Source organism: Parabacteroides sp. KHUB-02 (genome assembly GCF_056640955.1).
This window is the reverse complement of record NZ_JBWQEV010000001.1, coordinates 130018-147639: the sequence shown is the minus strand read 5'-3', so window position 1 is coordinate 147639 and position 17622 is coordinate 130018. Positions and strand designations below refer to the sequence as shown.

General features: G+C 41.1%; 12 protein-coding genes and 2 pseudogenes. 3 read left to right on the top strand and 11 right to left on the bottom strand.

The window, feature by feature from the left end:
* Window positions 1-8 precede the first annotated feature (8 nt).
* The 7 genes from ACYIA1_RS00735 to ACYIA1_RS00705 form a co-directional block, all read right to left on the bottom strand.
* Window positions 9-779: a hypothetical protein gene (locus ACYIA1_RS00735; protein WP_005868608.1), complete on the bottom strand. Its 771-nt coding sequence runs from the start codon at window positions 777-779 to the stop codon at window positions 9-11.
* A 32-nt stretch (window positions 780-811) separates the two neighbouring features.
* On the bottom strand, window positions 812-1393 hold the full coding sequence (locus ACYIA1_RS00730; protein ID WP_122370205.1) for a K(+)-transporting ATPase subunit C: 582 nt from the start codon (window positions 1391-1393) through the stop codon (window positions 812-814).
* A gap of 80 nt (window positions 1394-1473) precedes the next feature.
* Window positions 1474-3513 (bottom strand): potassium-transporting ATPase subunit KdpB, encoded by a 2040-nt coding sequence (gene kdpB / locus ACYIA1_RS00725; protein ID WP_005868612.1) that lies wholly within the window; start codon window positions 3511-3513, stop codon window positions 1474-1476.
* A gap of 16 nt (window positions 3514-3529) precedes the next feature.
* Window positions 3530-5239 (bottom strand): potassium-transporting ATPase subunit KdpA, encoded by a 1710-nt coding sequence (gene kdpA, locus ACYIA1_RS00720; RefSeq protein WP_057326909.1) that lies wholly within the window; start codon window positions 5237-5239, stop codon window positions 3530-3532.
* Between the two features lie 26 nt (window positions 5240-5265).
* A complete protein-coding gene (locus ACYIA1_RS00715) occupies window positions 5266-5346 on the bottom strand; it encodes a potassium-transporting ATPase subunit F (RefSeq protein WP_080504992.1) in 81 nt (26 codons plus the stop codon).
* Window positions 5347-5717: 371 nt separating this feature from the next.
* Window positions 5718-5873 (bottom strand): helix-turn-helix domain-containing protein, encoded by a 156-nt coding sequence (locus ACYIA1_RS00710; RefSeq protein ID WP_480336306.1) that lies wholly within the window; start codon window positions 5871-5873, stop codon window positions 5718-5720.
* Between the two features lie 71 nt (window positions 5874-5944).
* Complete coding sequence (locus tag ACYIA1_RS00705; RefSeq protein ID WP_005868619.1) at window positions 5945-6418, bottom strand: hypothetical protein; 474 nt, start codon at window positions 6416-6418, stop codon at window positions 5945-5947.
* A gap of 702 nt (window positions 6419-7120) precedes the next feature.
* On the opposite strand from ACYIA1_RS00705, the gene ACYIA1_RS00700 reads away from it, so the two are divergent.
* From ACYIA1_RS00700 to ACYIA1_RS00690, 3 genes and pseudogenes are all read left to right on the top strand, one after another.
* The gene (locus tag ACYIA1_RS00700) at window positions 7121-9382 is read left to right on the top strand and encodes a bifunctional alpha,alpha-trehalose-phosphate synthase (UDP-forming)/trehalose-phosphatase (protein ID WP_480334041.1); all 2262 of its coding nucleotides are present in this window, start codon (window positions 7121-7123) and stop codon (window positions 9380-9382) included.
* A 5-nt stretch (window positions 9383-9387) separates the two neighbouring features.
* Window positions 9388-11175, top strand: coding sequence for a glycoside hydrolase family 15 protein (locus tag ACYIA1_RS00695; RefSeq protein ID WP_008772529.1), 1788 nt, complete (start codon window positions 9388-9390; stop codon window positions 11173-11175).
* Window positions 11176-11356: 181 nt separating this feature from the next.
* Window positions 11357-11935, top strand: a pseudogene (locus ACYIA1_RS00690) (cation:proton antiporter domain-containing protein); the annotation flags it as partial.
* On the opposite strand, the pseudogene ACYIA1_RS00685 reads toward ACYIA1_RS00690, so the two are convergent.
* From ACYIA1_RS00685 to ACYIA1_RS00670, 4 genes and pseudogenes are all read right to left on the bottom strand, one after another.
* A pseudogene (locus ACYIA1_RS00685) lies at window positions 11928-12956 on the bottom strand (MATE family efflux transporter); the annotation flags it as partial. The pseudogenes ACYIA1_RS00690 and ACYIA1_RS00685 sit on opposite strands and share 8 nt — an antisense overlap.
* 503 nt (window positions 12957-13459) lie before the next feature.
* The gene (locus tag ACYIA1_RS00680; protein WP_121961338.1) at window positions 13460-14962 is read right to left on the bottom strand and encodes a glutamine synthetase family protein; all 1503 of its coding nucleotides are present in this window, start codon (window positions 14960-14962) and stop codon (window positions 13460-13462) included.
* A gap of 18 nt (window positions 14963-14980) precedes the next feature.
* The gene (locus ACYIA1_RS00675) at window positions 14981-15931 is read right to left on the bottom strand and encodes a glycerophosphodiester phosphodiesterase family protein (protein ID WP_480334038.1); all 951 of its coding nucleotides are present in this window, start codon (window positions 15929-15931) and stop codon (window positions 14981-14983) included.
* An 80-nt stretch (window positions 15932-16011) separates the two neighbouring features.
* Window positions 16012-17607: a sulfatase family protein gene (locus ACYIA1_RS00670; RefSeq protein ID WP_122383109.1), complete on the bottom strand. Its 1596-nt coding sequence runs from the start codon at window positions 17605-17607 to the stop codon at window positions 16012-16014.
* Window positions 17608-17622 lie beyond the last annotated feature (15 nt).

Here is a 17622-nt window from a genome sequence, read left to right as displayed (position 1 = left end):
TTATTATATCAAGGTCTTAAAGAAATTCCCAAGACAAGATGGGCATCCTCCATACGAGGGTTCCAAATTGCCTGTGTAAAAATAGGTAATGAGAAAGAATCCGTGATTTTGATATCTTTCGTTGCTTTCAATGCAACATTCGTTACTGCAAATCCACTATTTACATCACCTCCATACGTAGTTATTCCCGCATCATACGGAAGAACACCACAAGTTGCATTCAGATCGACGCCCTTCACTGTGAATGGAAAATTCAACTCCACATAAGAAGAATAGTTTTGGTTTCCATTTTCATCTTTGTCTTGACCGGCAAACATGAAATTCCAAGTGATAGACAAAGGTAACTTCTCAATAGGCAAAGTGTAAGCCAAACCTGCTTCAAAATGGTGATCTGTTTCATGGCTTTTGAAGTTAAAATAACGGCAAGAGCCTTGCCCTGCCCACCATAAGCTAGCGACAGACAATGTAGGACCAGCTGATCCGAATGTATACGCTGCCGTTAAATCTATCTCTTTAGCAGCAGGCATAGATGTAGAGTTTGCTCCCTGAAAATCGGTAGATCCCCAGGCTGTCAAAGAGAAATTACCTACCCCCAGTGATAGTGTCGGCTGGAAGCTAGCACCAGTCTGGTAGAAACCACGCCAAATATAGGAACTTACCAAATCTCCCTGTACAGAAAAACTTACTTTACCATCCTCTTCCTGTGCATTAGCCAACGTAGAAGATGCCATTGAGAATACAACTGCCAAGGCTGCTACTTTTTTTACGAATGATTTCATAACCTAAATCTAATTGACTTATTAAAAATTTGTTATTTGTTATTTGATGCTTGATCAAGCGCAACATTTAATTTCAATACATTTATTTTCTCCGTTCCGAACATACCCAATAACGGTTTCTCAACATGAGAATTGACGATACCCATTACCTTTTCTTCCGACCATCCACGAGCGTCCGCTACACGTTTGGCCTGTGCATAAGCGGCTTTCGGTGAGATATGGGGATCCAAACCGGAACTGCTGGCCGTGATGATTTCAGCCGGAACTTTTTCACGGGTTAGGTAAGGATGATGAACCAAGAATGTATCAATACGTTCTTCCAACAAAGCTAAATGTTCTTCATTGGAAGGTCCCTTGTTACTACCTGCCGAACTGGATGCATCGTAACCGTCACCGGCATGGGAAGGACGTCCCCAGAAATAAATATCTTGCGTGAAATTCTGACCAATATTGGCGGCCCCCACTACTTTTCCATTCAATGTAACCAGTTCGGCATTACCCTTATTCGGTCCTGCCACTTGGGCAAACAACCACAAAACGAAAATGTAGAAAACACTGAAGAACAAACAAAATGCAATTGTCAGTCTTAATGATTTAAAAAGATTTGATATCATAATGAATTATTGTTTTATTTTTTTAACCTTCCTCCTATCTTCATACAGAGGGAGGAAGGTTTTTAATATTGATTTTACTTTTACATGAATAAACTTACAATCATATCTATCAACTTGATACCAATGAACGGGGCAATTACACCGCCCAAACCGTAGATCAGCAAGTTGCGACGAAGCAATGCGGAAGCACCAATCGGTTTATAAGCCACACCACGTAATGCCAGAGGGATCAGAATCGGGATGATGATCGCATTAAAGATGATCGCACTTAGGATCGCTGATTCCGGACTGTGCAGGTGCATGATGTTCATCGGGGCCAATGCCGGGATCGTAACCATGAACAGAGCTGGTACGATAGCGAAATACTTGGCCACGTCGTTAGCGATACTGAAAGTAGTCAGCGTACCGCGAGTCATCAGCAACTGTTTACCGATTTCGACAATCTCGATCAGTTTCGTTGGGTCGTTGTCCAAATCAACCATATTACCAGCTTCCTTGGCAGCCTGCGTACCACTGTTCATTGCGACACCAACGTTTGCCTGAGCCAAGGCCGGGGCATCGTTCGTACCGTCCCCCATCATGGCGACCAGCTTACCGTTTTCCTGTTCCTTACGGATATAGTTCATCTTGTCTTCCGGTTTGGCTTCGGCGATATAATCGTCTACACCAGCTTTTTCAGCGATATATTTTGCGGTCAACGGGTTATCACCGGTTACCATTACCGTCTTCACACCCATCTTACGCAAACGTTCAAAACGTTCTTGAATCCCCGGTTTGATGATATCCTGTAATTCGATCACACCGATGATGAAATCATCCTGTGAAACAACCAGCGGAGTACCGCCGTTACTCGTGATCTTCTGAACCAAATCGGCCACCTCTTTCGGATATTTGTTGCCGGCAGCCTCACTCATCTTACGAATAGCATCAAAAGCTCCTTTACGGATGCGAGTACCGTTTGCCAAATCCACCCCTGAACATTTAGTTTCTGCCGTAAACTTGATCATCTTTGATCCGGATGTATTCAGATCATGTACACGTACACCTTTTTCACGTCCCAGTTCCACGATTGACTTACCTTCGGGTGTATCGTCAGAAAGAGAGGACAGTAGACAAGCTTGTACAAAAGAGTGTTCGTCAATGCCGGATACCGGATAGAACTGGGTTGCTTTACGGTTACCGATCGTGATCGTACCGGTCTTGTCGAGCAGCAAAGTATCAATGTCACCGGCTGTTTCAACCGCCTTACCGGATTTGGTGATCACATTAGCAGACAACGCACGATCCATACCGGCAATACCGATGGCAGATAACAAACCACCGATCGTAGTCGGGATCAAACAAACGAACAAAGAGATAAAGGCTGCGATCGTAATCGTCGTGTTGGAATAATCAGCAAACGGCTTCAAGGTACCGCAAACAACAACGAATACCAATGTAAAACCTGCCAGCAAGATTGTCAAGGCGATTTCGTTCGGAGTTTTCTGGCGAGAAGCGCCTTCCACCAAGGCGATCATCTTATCCAAGAAACTTTCACCCGGTTCGGTCGTCACTTTCACCTTGATCTGGTCGGACAATACTTTCGTACCGCCTGTTACAGAACTCTTATCTCCACCCGCTTCACGGATCACCGGAGCAGATTCACCTGTGATGGCGCTTTCATCGATAGAAGCCAGACCTTCGATAATTTCACCATCGGAAGGAATCGTGTCGCCGGCTTCACAAATAAAGATGTCGCCTTTCTTCAACTGAGAAGAACTGACCGTTTCGATCTTGTTACCGACACACAATTTGGCAGGAGTTTCTTCCCGGGTCTTACGCAAACTGTCGGCCTGAGCCTTGCCTCGTGCCTCTGCAATCGCCTCTGCGAAGTTGGCGAAAAGCAACGTGGCGAATAATACAATAAACACTAAGATATTGTAACCGAAAGATCCTTGCGTTGTATCACCGGTGGCAGCAGCCCAAATCGTAACAAACAACATGACGAACGTCACCACCTCCACGATAAACATGATCGGGTTACGGAACATCATCCGCGGATTCAACTTAACGAATGATTGCTTCAAACTTTCTATAACGAGCTCCTTTGGAAATAAAGAAGCAGTTTTGTTATTTCTCATCTTCTTAATCTGTCAATTAGTAAATACTAAAATATTCGGCGATCGGGCCTAATGTTTGTGCCGGGAAGAATGACAAGGCAGCAACGATGACGATTACGCAGAATGTCATCACACCGAATGTAACCGTATCAGTCTTTAATGTACCCGCACTTTCCGGAGTGTACTTCTTGTTTGCCAAAAGACCTGCAATAGCTACCTGTCCGACAATTGGCAAATAACGTGAAATGATCAGTGCCAAACCGCAAGTGTAGTTCCAGAAATAGGTATTGTCGCCTAATCCTTCAAAACCGGAACCGTTGTTAGCAGAAGAAGAAGTATATTCATATAACATTTCACTGAAACCATGGAAACCGGGGTTGTTCAACCAGCCACCCTCGCTCTCTACGAATTCAGGGGCATATACCCATACGTAGGAAGAGATAGCCGTAAAGATCAAAATCACGAACGGGTGAGCCAACGAAACGATCGTCGCAATCTTCATTTCTCGGGCTTCTACCTTTTTACCTAAGAATTCCGGCGTACGTCCGACCATCAAACCGCTGATGAATACGGCTATAATCAAGAATGCATAGTAGTTCATGAAACCTACGCCGACACCACCAAACCATGTATTGATCTGCATGTTCAACATCTCCACCATACCGGAAAGAGGCATTGTGCTGTCGTGCATACCGTTAACGGAACCATTAGAGGTGACGGTCGTAGTCACAGACCACAAAGCGGTTGCGCCCGGACCCAGACGGGTTTCCTTACCTTCCATAGCACCGCAAGACTGGTCAATACCCATCTCGTCGATTTTCGGGTTACCTGCCATCTCATAGTGAACGTTACAGAATACCCCCAAAAGATAAGCAAACAGCATTACACCATAGATCACATAACCTAACTTTTTACGTTTCAGATAAAATCCCAAAGCAAATACCAATGCCATCGGAATGATCAGAATAGACCAGCATTCTACAATATTGGTCAGGTAAGTCGGGTTTTCCAATGGGTGAGAAGAGTTTACTCCGAAGTAACCACCACCATTCGTACCTAACTGTTTAATCGGAACGATTGCAGCTGTAGGGCCTTGTGAAACAGTTTGTTCTGCTCCTTCCAATGTCGGGATTGTCATTTTGGAGTCGAAGCCCATCGGCGTACCTTGTATGATCAGGATGAAACCCACGATCAGAGACATCGGGAAAAGGATACGTGTACAGCTGATCACTAAATAGTGCCAGAAGTTGCCGATTGTTTTAGTTGTTTTGGTAGCCATCGATTTCATAATTCCAGCCATAGCAGCCATACCTGTTGCAGCAGTGATGAACTGGAACAACATGATGACGAACAACTGTGTAAAATAAGTCAAACCGCTTTCTCCGCTATAGTGCTGCAAGTTACAGTTAACCATGAAACTAATACACGTGTTGAACGCCAAATCTGGACTTTGTCCGCTGTTCCCATCAGGATTCAAAGGAAGATATCCTTGCGATACCAACAGGATCATACCCCAGAAGAACCAAAATACGTTTATAATAAGCAGAGATTTCAAGAATGCCTTCCAATCCATCTCTTCATTGGGGTTGATACCCGCCAGTTTGTAAATAAATCTTTCAATTGGAGCCATGAAACGCATGCAGTCGTTTCCATCCTTATACACCTTGGCGATATGCTTTCCCAGCGGGTAACTGATAACCAGCAGCAGCAATATCTGCAATGCTACACCTAAAATTTCTGTATTCATCTTTTCACTTAAAAAAATAATTACCATTAAAACTTTTCGGGCTTAATTAGGACATACATCAAATACCCGAAGATCAATAAGCAAAGTATAAACAGTGCTAAAAACATAATTTAATTCTCCTTTCTTACATTAAATTTTCTCAAACCAGTCCACACACTTGAAGAAAAACCAATAGCATACTACACCGGTAGCACACAAGAACAAAAATGATAACGTATCTTCCATACTTGTCTCTTTTAATTGTTAATACTATTTATTTGTTTTCCGCCCTACTATATGCCAAAGTTGTGCCAAAAAATTGAGTTTATGCACAATATATTGTTTATCAGTTATATAATCAAAAAAAATAATATTATTATGTAATATGCTCAATCCTTTTCAAAATGAAAATATCCTTTTCATTTTGAAAAGGTATATAAAAAGGCAAGCTGCCTGTTTTAGGTAACCTACCGGGTATGCAAGAACAAAGTGTTCCACATTATAGTCCATAGGCTTCCATCTTCTTATAAAGTGTGGTTAAGCCTATCCCAAGAAGACGAGCTGCTTCGGGTTTGTATCCGTTGGTATGTTGGAGAACTTTCTGAATGAGGTGCTTTTCAATGCTGATTAAGTCCAATTCAATATTATTCCCCATATTTTCAGATAATTGACATTTCCTTTCCATGGACATCGTTTTATGGCTGCCATATATTTTTTATGATTACTTTAAATCTCACCAAAATCTTTAGATATCTGCCCTGCACAGACAGGCTTCCAACAATCGAAATTTCTCTTTTTAGCTAAAATCGTGTTATTGATTATAGGCAATTCGCAACTTTCGCTGATATATAAAATAGCATGTCCCCGAGCTGTTGTTTTCAATTGTTTTCTTAATGTGTTCCAAGCTTCTGTATCAGAAATAAAATATTGCGATGCGGTAGACTCCGTTTCATACACCAGTTTGTATTCATTCAGCACCAATTCATTTTCCTGATTTGTCTTCTTTTGAGGATAGCATAAATAGGCAATTCCTGTCAAAAGGATGATTCCTGTAAAAGTATTCAGCAGATATTTAAAATAATAATCATTTTCGAAGAAATAGAATTCATTGATGTTACCACATATACATACGCTAGCCACAAACAGTAATATTACCGTTATCCGTTGCTTCAAAAATTTCATCCGCATATTCTTTTCCATTTGTATCCTAATTTTTGAAATCAAATCCTTTAAATAAGCCGTGAATAAATTATATCCACGGCTCAAAAAGAAAAAAACAATTCAAATCTTTACATAATGAATGGAGAAAAAGATTTTGGTACACATAAAACAACTTTAATTGCAATAATATATAATATGAAACTTATATCCTTCTATGGGCAACCAAATACTTCTTGCAAGGCCACCATTTTTCAATCCTGTTTTTCAAAATGAAAAAATATCCAAAAACACCAATCCAGCTTGTTACTAGTAACAGAACGATAATCTTGTTTTTGATCCTTTGAGGAACATCTTTTTTTATTAAATTGCTGATTGCCCATACAGAGGCAAGCGAGCCTAATTGATAAATAAAAAATACCATTTTGTTTCTTTGTTGTTCTACATTGTTTCTTATAGCAGACAACCGAAGATGAATATTAATGATACTTTCTTCGGAAATCTAAACTGATAAAGATAATGCCAAAATCAGACCAATTTAAGAATAATAAACATAAATCACTATATATCAATTGATTAAAAATATCAATTCTAAATTGAAAGTAAAAAAAACCAACTAAAATGAAAAACACTTTTTCATTTTGGTAATATTACTTAGGCTTCCCTATTTACAAACATCTGTTTATCAATGACAAATACAAATTGGTATGGATTTTGCTTTGTGTTGTATATAATATTTCAAATATGAGATTATTTATCATTTCGAATAGGTTGCCTGTAAAAGTTACACGTTCCTCCGATGGAAAATTTGTTTTTTCACGGAGCGAAGGAGGGCTGGCTACAGGTTTGAAGTCATTGGACGTTGATTGTGAAAAACATTGGATCGGTTGGCCTGGCGTCTGCGTAGAACAAAAGACGGAAAAAGATGACATTTGCAGTCAATTGGAAAAAAATAATTATCATCCGGTATTCTTATCCGACAGGCAGTATGAAAATTACTACGAAGGATATAGCAACAGTACCCTATGGCCCCTCTGTCATTACTTTTTTGCTTATACGTTATATAAAAAGAACTTTTGGGAATCATATAGGGAAGTCAATGCTGTTTTTTGTGAAGAGATATCTCGGATAGTTGAACCTAATGATTGGGTTTGGGTACAGGACTATCAGTTAATGCTGTTGCCGGGCATGCTCCGTGAGAAGTTTCCCAACCTTCATATCGGGTATTTCCACCATATTCCGTTTCCTTCACATGAACTTTTCCGGATTCTGCCCGAAAGGGTCGAGATCCTGAACGGACTTTTGGGAGCCGACTTTGTCGCTTTTCACATTCACGATTATATGCGTCATTTCATCAGTGCGACGGAATGCGTCCTTCATAAGAATTTCAATCTGGATGAAGTTCAAATGAATGATCGTGTAACCCGTGTGGATGCATTACCGATGGGGATAAACTATGATCTTTATCACAATGTGATAGCTGATGACAAAGTCCACCACGCAGTAGAGAAAACACGACTTCTATTTGGAGATCATAAGTTAATCATATCGGTAGACCGACTGGATTACAGCAAAGGAATATTGCACCGTCTTTACGGATTCGCCTCTTTTTTGAAAAATCATCCGGAATATCACGGGAAAGTGACATTGGCGATGGTTATCGTCCCCTCTCGCGACCATGTAGGCAGTTATGCCGAATTGAAAACCAAAATAGACGAGGAGATCGGTTCTATCAATGGAACTTACTCTACCATGAATTGGACTCCGGTATGTTATTTTTATCACGGTTTCTCTTTTGAGGAATTAGTAGCGATGTATTATGTTGCCGATATAGCCTTGGTAACCCCTTTGCGCGATGGTATGAATCTTGTGGCAAAAGAGTATGTCGCTACCAAACAAGATAATCCGGGGGTACTCATTTTAAGTGAAATGGCCGGTGCTTCGGTTGAATTGTCTGATGCTTTATTGATTAATCCAAACGACACGGACCAGATCGAACAAGCCATTTGCCGTGCATTGAAAATGCCATTGGAGGAACAAAGAGAAAGGCTTCAGCGAATGCAAGCCATCCTTTCGGTTCAAACCGTAAACAAATGGGCTGCGGATTTCATGAGAGAATGGCGGCAGACCGCAGAGAAAAACAAACGATTACAAAAGAAAAAGATCTCCGCACAAGACCAGAACGAAATCAAAACATTATATGACCAAGCGAAAAAGCGCTTGATTTTGCTGGATTACGACGGAACATTAACTGCATTCAAAAATCATCCGGAAGATGCAGTTCCAACACCTGCATTACGAGACCTGTTACAGCGTTTTTGTTCCGATTCTCGGAATCATGTAACCATTAATAGCGGGCGGGACCACTATACATTGGAGAAATGGCTGGGAGATCTTCCTCTGTCTTTTGCCGCCGAGCATGGTGCATTTTACAAGGAAAAAGGCGCATGGCATAAAAACATAGGCAATCGAGAGTGGGATTCGGAGCTATTGTTTATTCTAAATTTGTTTGTAAGCAAAACCCCGTACTCTCATCTTGAGACAAAAGAAGCTGCTCTTGCCTGGCATTATAGAGAATCGGACGCCTGGCTGGGAGAGCTGAGAGCGCAACAGCTAACAAAGGCTATAATGCCTGTTTGCCTGAAAAAGGGATTACAAATCATGCAGGGCAACAAAGTCGTGGAAATAAAATCTCCAGAATGCACAAAAGGTTCGGAAGTAGCTCGCCTATTATTGGCTTCCCGCTATGATTTTATACTAGCAATGGGAGATGACACGACGGATGAGGATATGTTCCGGGCTCTTCCAGTATCCGCCATAACAGTTAAAGTTGGAATTGTATCTGAAAAAGCCAAATACAATCTGTCCTCGCAGGAAGAAGTATTGCCTTTTTTGGAAAAACTGTCGGGTGAAGGTGTTAGTTACGGAACGACTTCCAAAAGCATAAAAGGTCAACTGAAAGCCACCGTTGATTTTTTTAAAGGATTGTGGACAAATAAAAAATAATTTTTATGGACAAGTTAAATTACGGAGTAATAGGAAATTGCTGCACTGCGGCTTTGATTTCGGATAAAGGCAGTATAGATTGGTTATGTTTCCCTAACTTCGACTCACCTTCCATCTTTGCATCATTGCTCGATCGGGAGAAAGGGGGATATTTCGGCTTCGAGGTTTCTCCGGATTATCAAATATCGCAATCGTATGTTCCTCATACAAATATTCTTTCGACCAACTTCGTATCAGAAGAAAATGAATTTGCCGTTGTAGATTTCATGCCTTGTTACCATCTGAGCGATGCGAGCAATTGTTATCGTCCGGCAGAGATCTACCGATATATCCGCAGAATCAAAGGTACTCCCCGTTTTAAAATCAACTATGAGCCGGCTCCGGACTATGCCCGTGGAAAGACAATTTTCAACACGACCTCGGAATATATAGAGACCTACTCTACTTCTAACAGCAAAGATAGGCAATATCTTTATTCCTCACTACCTTTGCACAACATCTTGGAACAGAAAGAAATCGTACTGGCTAAGGACGAGTTCTTGCTACTTTCATATAACGAGAAAGTAATACCTGTCAACATTGAGCGTGAGAAACTGGAATACTGCCGGACGCTGGTTTATTGGTTGAATTGGACTGACCGAACCAAGAAGTTTACGGTCTATAACGATGTCATTGAGCGAAGTCTCCTAGTTTTAAAATTGATGTCTTTTTATAATGGAGCCGTATTGGCGGCCATAACAACTAGCCTACCGGAAACGATCGGAGAAGTCCGTAACTGGGATTATCGTTTTTGTTGGCTGCGCGACGCCTCCATGTCCATTGAAACTTTGTTCCAGATAGGCCATGTGGAAGCCGCAAGGCGGTTCATGAGATTTGTCCAGTCTACTTTTGTTTCTCAACACGATACTTACCAGATCATGTACGGTATTCGCGGAGAAAGAAAATTGACGGAAGTTATTCTGGGACATCTTTCCGGTTATAAGAACTCACGACCCGTTCGGATCGGTAATGATGCTTACCACCAGCTTCAAAATGACTCGTTCGGCTATTTAATGGACCTGATCTACCAATACTATCGTTTGATGCCCGGTACATTGGACGAGGTGGAAGATATGTGGGAAATGGTAAAAAGTATCCTGACGAATGTGATGATTGACTGGAAAAAACCAGACAAAGGCATTTGGGAGATTAGAGGAGAAGGACAGCATTTTGTTTCCTCCAAAGTTATGTGCTGGGTCGCATTAGACAGGGGAGCTCGTATTGCAGATTTATTAAACAAACCGACATACCGGAGACGTTGGTCGGAAGAAGCGACCGTAATCAAAGAAAATGTCATGAAAAACGGTTGGAAAGAAGAGATGCAAAGTTTCTCGCAAACCTACGGTAATTCCGACCTTGATGCGTCCTTGTTGTTAATGGAACCGTACGGATTTATCGATCCGAGAGACATACGCTACCATAAAACAGTGCAAGCGATAAAGAATGCGTTACTTTATAAAGGGTTGATGTACCGTTATAAATCTCATGATGATTTCGGACTCCCCTCTTCCGCCTTTACTATTTGTACGTTCTGGCTCATCCGTGCTCTTTATGTCATTGGAGAAAAAGAAGAAGCACGTAGTCTGTTTGAGGAAATGCTTCATAATTCAAATCACTTGGGACTTTTCAGTGAAGACATTGATTTTGAAACCAAGGAGCAACTGGGGAATTTTCCTCAAGCATATTCCCATTTGGCACTAGTCAATACCGCTATATTGTTTTCGGAAGAGGACATACGACTGTTTTTTAAATAAACCTTCTGTATCTCTTTCATTTTGGAAATATTTTTTCACTATGAAAGAGATTTTATTCTCTTTTTATAGGACAAAGCTCATAGATATCTCATTATTAAACAATTATATATCTTCGAACGCTATTGGCTCAAAAATTGCCAGTTCCTTGCAGTTAAATAGTGAATCTGTATTGATAGGGTTGATGGGAGGTGCGATTTTAAAATTCGGATTAAAAAAGATGCCTCTTCCTTACACGGTCGGGCTATTTGCCTTTGGATTATTGATCGGTACGTTTGACCGGATAGGCTGGTTAGAAAGCATTCCTATATTAAAATCATCGATCGATTTTGCCGGAAATGCTAATCCCGATATGATACTTTATATTTTTCTTCCGATCTTGATATTCGACGCTGCTTATGAACTGGACGTGCATATCTTTCGAAAAACATTGACAAATGCCACTATATTGTCCGTACCGGGTGTCATTATTGCGATGTTGCTGACGGCTGCCTTGATGATAGGGATCGGAACGTTCGCCCCTTCTTATGAAGGGTGGAACTGGACATTTGCATTGATGTTCGGAGCCTTGATAAGTGCGACAGACCCAGTGGCCGTTGTCGCATTGTTGAAAGAGCTAGGCACCAGTAAACGTTTCTCGACGCTAGTGGATGCCGAGTCGATGCTAAACGATGGAACCGGTATTGTCCTTTTCATGCTGTTTTTCGGAGCCTATACCGCTACTGGTGTTTCGGATTCTCCCGTAGCGGACTTTATAATTGTATCAATAGTTCATTACTCGTATAAAAACCAATAATCCATAGATTACACAATAAAGCAATCGCAACCAAGGGAAATCCTATGGCATAACCTAATTTCAGAATTTTACTACAGATTGAAAATAGTGCCTTCCCTTCTCCCGCACCAATCGCATTACTGACTAATGAGCCTGTTGTAAGCGCAAAAGAATTCGCTATCACAAAAAATATAGCCGATACGCTCCGGGTTATATTGGAAATTGCTAACTCTATTTTTCCCAAATGTTCAATTGAAACGAAAAACAAGAACCAAGGGGCTACACTAATAAACGCATGAAGCATACTCCATGTTGATAACTTCAAGACTTTTATAAGTAAATTACCATTATAGACCGGCCTTAACCCATATTTTTCTTTATCCAATCGTATCCACATATAGAAGGAAAGCATCATAAAGGAGCCCATCTCTGCCAAAGAAGAGGCAATTGCCGCCCCCGAGATTCCTAATTCCCTAGTGAATATCAAATAAAAATTTAAAGGAATATTGATTAATACCGCTATGGCAGCAGCCCAAGATAGAGCTTTTGTATGCGTTATCCCCACTAAAAAAGAACGTATCGCTAAAAATGGGAATGAAAACAACAATCCAAAGCTACGCCAATCCAAGTATAGGATTACCGCTCGATAAATATCCGAGGAAACGATCAGCTTCTTTAGTATAAATGGGGAAACCGTATGAATGAGAAGGTAAAGAAAGATAGCCAATCCCAAAAGGAAAAATAAGCCTTGAAAAAAGGTCTTGCCGGTTTCCTTGTAATCTTGCTCTCCATTCCTTCGAGCTACCATTACTTGCAACCCAATGCTAAACCCAAAACCAAGCATATAAATCGCCAAATAATAAAATCCGGCGATAGCGGACGCTCCTAATTCTATCTCTCCAACGTGGCCTAAGAAAACAGCATCCGTAATATTGATTAATTGTTCCATTAAGATGCTCATCATTACAGGAAAGTTGATGAGCCATATTTGTTTATATGTATAATTCATTGCTCAACTGTATAATAGTGCGATACAACATACCGCTTTTATGCAGTATGTTATTTCGTAATCCATAAAATAAAAGGATATAAAATCTCCGTGACAAATAAAGCTGTATTTGTCAAATAGCTGAATAGCTTTATTGGATAGGGCTAAAAGAAAAAACGGCTAAATAGACGTCTCTATCCAACCGTTCAAAAGATCTTCGCGATAATCTTTTGTGCTCACAGTCAAGGTTAAACTCGAAAAACATATAACTTCAAAATGAATTTATAACATCATTTTGTTTTGATGTTGGCAAAGGTAAGCCTTTATTTGTAAATAACAATTTTTTATCATGTTTTTTTTACTATTATATCTTTTTTTCTTCTCTAGAATATTTTCGTTTTAATTTATGGTCTCTTTTGTGCTCGGATATTCAAAAAAACACAATGGAAAGTTCAAGAGATGAAAGCAGGACATAAAAAGGGTGTGTCATGACACACCCTCTTGTGAAACCATAAAAAGGATTTTCAGCCACAATGGAAATAAGTATTGACCAGCTTCAACATCTCTTCCGGATTATTCTCTAGGTCCTTGCGTAAAGAAGCGTCATCATAAGATTCCAGTTTATGGATGATGCCGTCTATCATACTCGGACTAAATACGTTATATTTTTCAAAAACAGCACGCTGTTGTCTTAAACGGGCGGCTGAGGCTGCGCAACTGTCTGGGAGTTGATCCAATGTCTTTAGGCGATCTTGATTCTCTTCCTTATGAATATTCACGTTTACATAAGTCTTCTCAGCGATCTCCAAAGCATCGTTGATCTCAAAACCATGGCGGCACGCAACTGCCAATCCTGCCAATAATTGGTATAAATCAGCGGAGCCATCCGGTGAGCGCATCTCGACCGTTTGCTTTTGGCTCGTATCATAATGGCTGGCAGGTTCCAATGGGTTCGCCAAAGCACACATGTCCGTTTTTGCGGCCCAACCTAGCGGAACACGAACTAAAACTGAACGATTCCGATCTCCCCAACAAATATTCGTAGGTGCTTCTTGGTGTGGAACCAAGCGGAAATATGAGGTTGGGTTCGTATTTCCAAAAGCCGTAATAGAGGAAGCTAAGCACATCATTCCAGCGATAGCCTTACGGGCGGTTTCGGATAAGATACCATTCGCTAACATCTGATTCTTGCCATCTTTCATGATACGCATATGGACATGCAGACCGGAACCTGCTTTTCCCACCGTAATTTTCGGAGCGAAAGTGATGTTATATCCATATTCATGCGCTAGATTGCGGATCGCCCATTTAGCGATCATCAATTGATCCGCTGCATTTTCCGCAGGACATGGTAAGAACTCGATCTCATTTTGCTCATAGATCAAACCATTTAACGTAAAGTTACCAACTTCTGAATGACCATATTTAATTTGTCCCCCGGCTTGCGCTATGCAGTGCATGCACTCCGTCCGGAACTCATTGAACTTAGCGTAAGGAGCGGATTCATGATAACCTTTTTGGTCGGTAGCAGGGAAAACGCCTTCATCCGGTGCGATTACGTAATATTCTAATTCACCCATTGCCTCAAATTCCATTCCCGTCACCTCATGAAAAGCCTTACAAGCTTTATGCAAGGTATATTCCGGGGAACTTTCTAAGGGTTCTCCATCCTTATTGAAGAATGAGCAAAGCATGGTAAGCGTAGGTAATTCCGCAAACGGATCCTCGAAAGCCGTACGGAAACGGGGCACCACATACAGGTCACTACTTCCCGCCTCGATAAACGAGAAAAGACTAGAGCCATCCACACGCTCACCGCAAGTCAAGATCGCATCCAGATAGGCCGCATTGTTGATTACAAAGTTTAGTGTTTTCAAACGTCCGTCGCCTGCAGGATACATAAAATTAACCATCTGGATATCTTTCTCATAGATATAACGGATAATGTCCTCTTTCGTAAACTCGGACGCTGGCTTTTGTAAAAACTCCACTAATACGTTGGGAGTCATTTCTAGTTCTTTGTTCATGTCTTATATTGATTATGTTTATAGTGTAGAGAAAAACTTTCCTTTGGAACTGCTAACCGGAATCAAGCTAGAGATCGCTTCAGCAACCTCTATAGGTCGGTCAGACTCTATGATGTCCACACCTTGACGGATGATCATACGGTATGCTTCAGCACGACTTTCGGGTATGGATAGTTTATCGTCGGAGGGAGCGGTAGATATCATGCACATGACACCTCTTTCATGTAACATATCGATCACCTCACGGACTTCGGGGGTAATCTTCGGACCTACGTAAGCCATGATATGATTCCAAGGTATACCGTTATCCTCATAGTCTTGAACCGCCTCTTTCGTTTTCACGAAAGCCTCAAACATGAAATTCGGATTTTTCTCGTAAAAGAAACGAGCCGAGGCACCATCATGAACCGTAATCATTACATAAGGTTCCGCTTGCATATCGGTAATCAACTGAGCAGTGCGCTCCATCGGAACATCCTTCTTATCAAGGATTAGGATTGTTTTTCCACGGGCCCAACGAATCGCTTCCTCTAAAGTCGGGATACGATAGTTTGTGATATTTCCTTCGGGATCCTTCAAACGGAAATTTTGCAATTCTTCCCAAGTATAATCAGAAACTTTCCCAGTCCCATTACTGGTACGCTCCAGTGTATCATCGTGGAAAAGGACGATAACACTATCTTTGGTTAACCTCGGATCTATCTCGAACGTGGCAGGAGTATAAGAGAGGGTATTTTCAAAGGTTTCCATACTGTTCTCAGGATAGCCTTTTCCCCGTCCACCTCGGTGTCCACTAATTAAAGGAATTCGGTCATCGGCATATTGGTAGAAAGATATCAAATCATCTACATTTGATATCTGTAGCGTATTCATTCCGTTGTATTCAAGCTCCTCCTTTGGCGTGTTCAATACGCAAGAACCACAAAGCAGGGCCAGCATTAAAAATCTGGCGGATAAATTGATTTTCATTTCACGATCGTATTTTAGGTGAATGATTCTTTCTATCCGCCAAACTTACACAAAATAAATGATTTTACAGAGTTAGCACCTTAATATTCGTCAACTTTCTGGTCTACACGGAACTTATCCAAACGTGCTTGCAGGCGAGTTTGGATATCAGCATATTCCGGATTATCGTATAAATTATTCAGCTCATTCGGATCACTTTGCAAATCGTAAAGCTCATTGCAATTAATCGCGTCATTATGCTCATTCTTCTCTCCATAGAAATGGATCAATTTATAACGACTGTCACGTACGCCATCGTGGCGACGTACCATATGGATAGCTGGATAATCATAATAATGATAATATAGATACTCACGCCAATCTCTTGGTGTCTCGCCTCCAAACAAGGGGACTAAAGAAGTTCCTACCATATAATCAGGTTTCTCGATACCGGCTATATCCAGATAAGTCGGGGCATAGTCAATGTTCTGTACTAAGGCCGTACATTCACTTCCCGCCTTGATTTTAGCAGGATAACGGATAATCAACGGCGTACGGAAAGATTCCTCATACATGAAACGTTTGTCGAACCAGCCATGTTCACCCATGTAAAAACCTTGATCCGAGGTATAAACGATCACGGTATTATCCATAAGCCCTTCTTTTTCCAGATAGGCGATCAAACGCCCTACCTCATCGTCAATCGATTTGATGCAACGTACGTAATCCTTGATATAACGTTGATATTTCCATTTAACCAAATCCTCACCTTTCAGGTTCTCGTTAATGAATTTTTCGTTACGAGGCTTATAAGAAGCGATCCAAGCCTCCCGTTGTTCCGGGGTCATACGATCCAAAGAGGCCTCCCAACCACCAATATTCCATTCCTTTTTATAAGCCTCCTTATCTTTAAGCTCATCTACCTTCAAATCATAAACCAAAGTCATATTTTTGTCTATACTCATCTCTTGTGTACGTGCGGCATCGCAACGAGTAGCATAATTATCATTGAAAGTATCTGGATATGGGAACTCTACATCCTCATATAAATCCATATATTTCGTATCCGGCATCCAGTTACGATGTGGAGCCTTATGATGAACCAGCAGGCAGAAAGGCTTATCCTTATCCCTCTCTTCCAAAAACTCGATAGCGTGATCGGTCGTAAGGGTCGTCGCATATCCCTCTTCTTTTACATACTTGCCATTCGATTCATTGCTTTTAAACTCTGGATTATAATAATCTCCCTGATCCCATAACACATGATAATAATCAAAACCTTTCGGCTCACATTGCATATGCCATTTACCGACAACACCTGTTTGATAACCGTGCTGTTGTAAGATTTCAGAGAAGAATACTTTTGTCGTATCAATACCTTTTCCTAATTGTCTTTGTCCGTTTTGATGGCTATAAAGACCGGTCATCAAACAAGCACGGCTAGGAGTAGACAGAGAATTCTCTACAAAGGCTTGCCTGAATAACATACCTTCCGCAGCCAAACGATCTAAATTTGGTGTAGGAGCCAATTTACCTAGCGCATGTCCATAAGCGCTAATAGTTTGATACGAATGATCATCCGTCATGATATGAATGATATTGAGCGGCTTCTCTGCCACTTCTTTTTGCCCTGTTCCGCATGCGGAGAATAAAAGGGCAGGGGCTAAGAAGACCCCATAGTTAATCGCATTCTTCATGTATTCAAAATTTTA

Coding starts and splice junctions, on each gene's coding strand:
- kdpB (WP_005868612.1), bottom strand. CDS start 3,513: ATGAGAAATAACAAAACTGCTTCTTTATTTCCAAAGGAGCTCGTTATA.
- ACYIA1_RS00705 (WP_005868619.1), bottom strand. CDS start 6,418: ATGGAAAAGAATATGCGGATGAAATTTTTGAAGCAACGGATAACGGTA.
- kdpA (WP_057326909.1), bottom strand. CDS start 5,239: ATGAATACAGAAATTTTAGGTGTAGCATTGCAGATATTGCTGCTGCTG.
- ACYIA1_RS00680 (WP_121961338.1), bottom strand. CDS start 14,962: ATGAACAAAGAACTAGAAATGACTCCCAACGTATTAGTGGAGTTTTTA.
- ACYIA1_RS00710 (WP_480336306.1), bottom strand. CDS start 5,873: ATGGGGAATAATATTGAATTGGACTTAATCAGCATTGAAAAGCACCTC.
- ACYIA1_RS00675 (WP_480334038.1), bottom strand. CDS start 15,931: ATGAAAATCAATTTATCCGCCAGATTTTTAATGCTGGCCCTGCTTTGT.
- ACYIA1_RS00735 (WP_005868608.1), bottom strand. CDS start 779: ATGAAATCATTCGTAAAAAAAGTAGCAGCCTTGGCAGTTGTATTCTCA.
- ACYIA1_RS00695 (WP_008772529.1), top strand. CDS start 9,388: ATGGACAAGTTAAATTACGGAGTAATAGGAAATTGCTGCACTGCGGCT.
- ACYIA1_RS00715 (WP_080504992.1), bottom strand. CDS start 5,346: ATGTTTTTAGCACTGTTTATACTTTGCTTATTGATCTTCGGGTATTTG.
- ACYIA1_RS00730 (WP_122370205.1), bottom strand. CDS start 1,393: ATGATATCAAATCTTTTTAAATCATTAAGACTGACAATTGCATTTTGT.
- ACYIA1_RS00700 (WP_480334041.1), top strand. CDS start 7,121: ATGAGATTATTTATCATTTCGAATAGGTTGCCTGTAAAAGTTACACGT.
- ACYIA1_RS00670 (WP_122383109.1), bottom strand. CDS start 17,607: ATGAAGAATGCGATTAACTATGGGGTCTTCTTAGCCCCTGCCCTTTTA.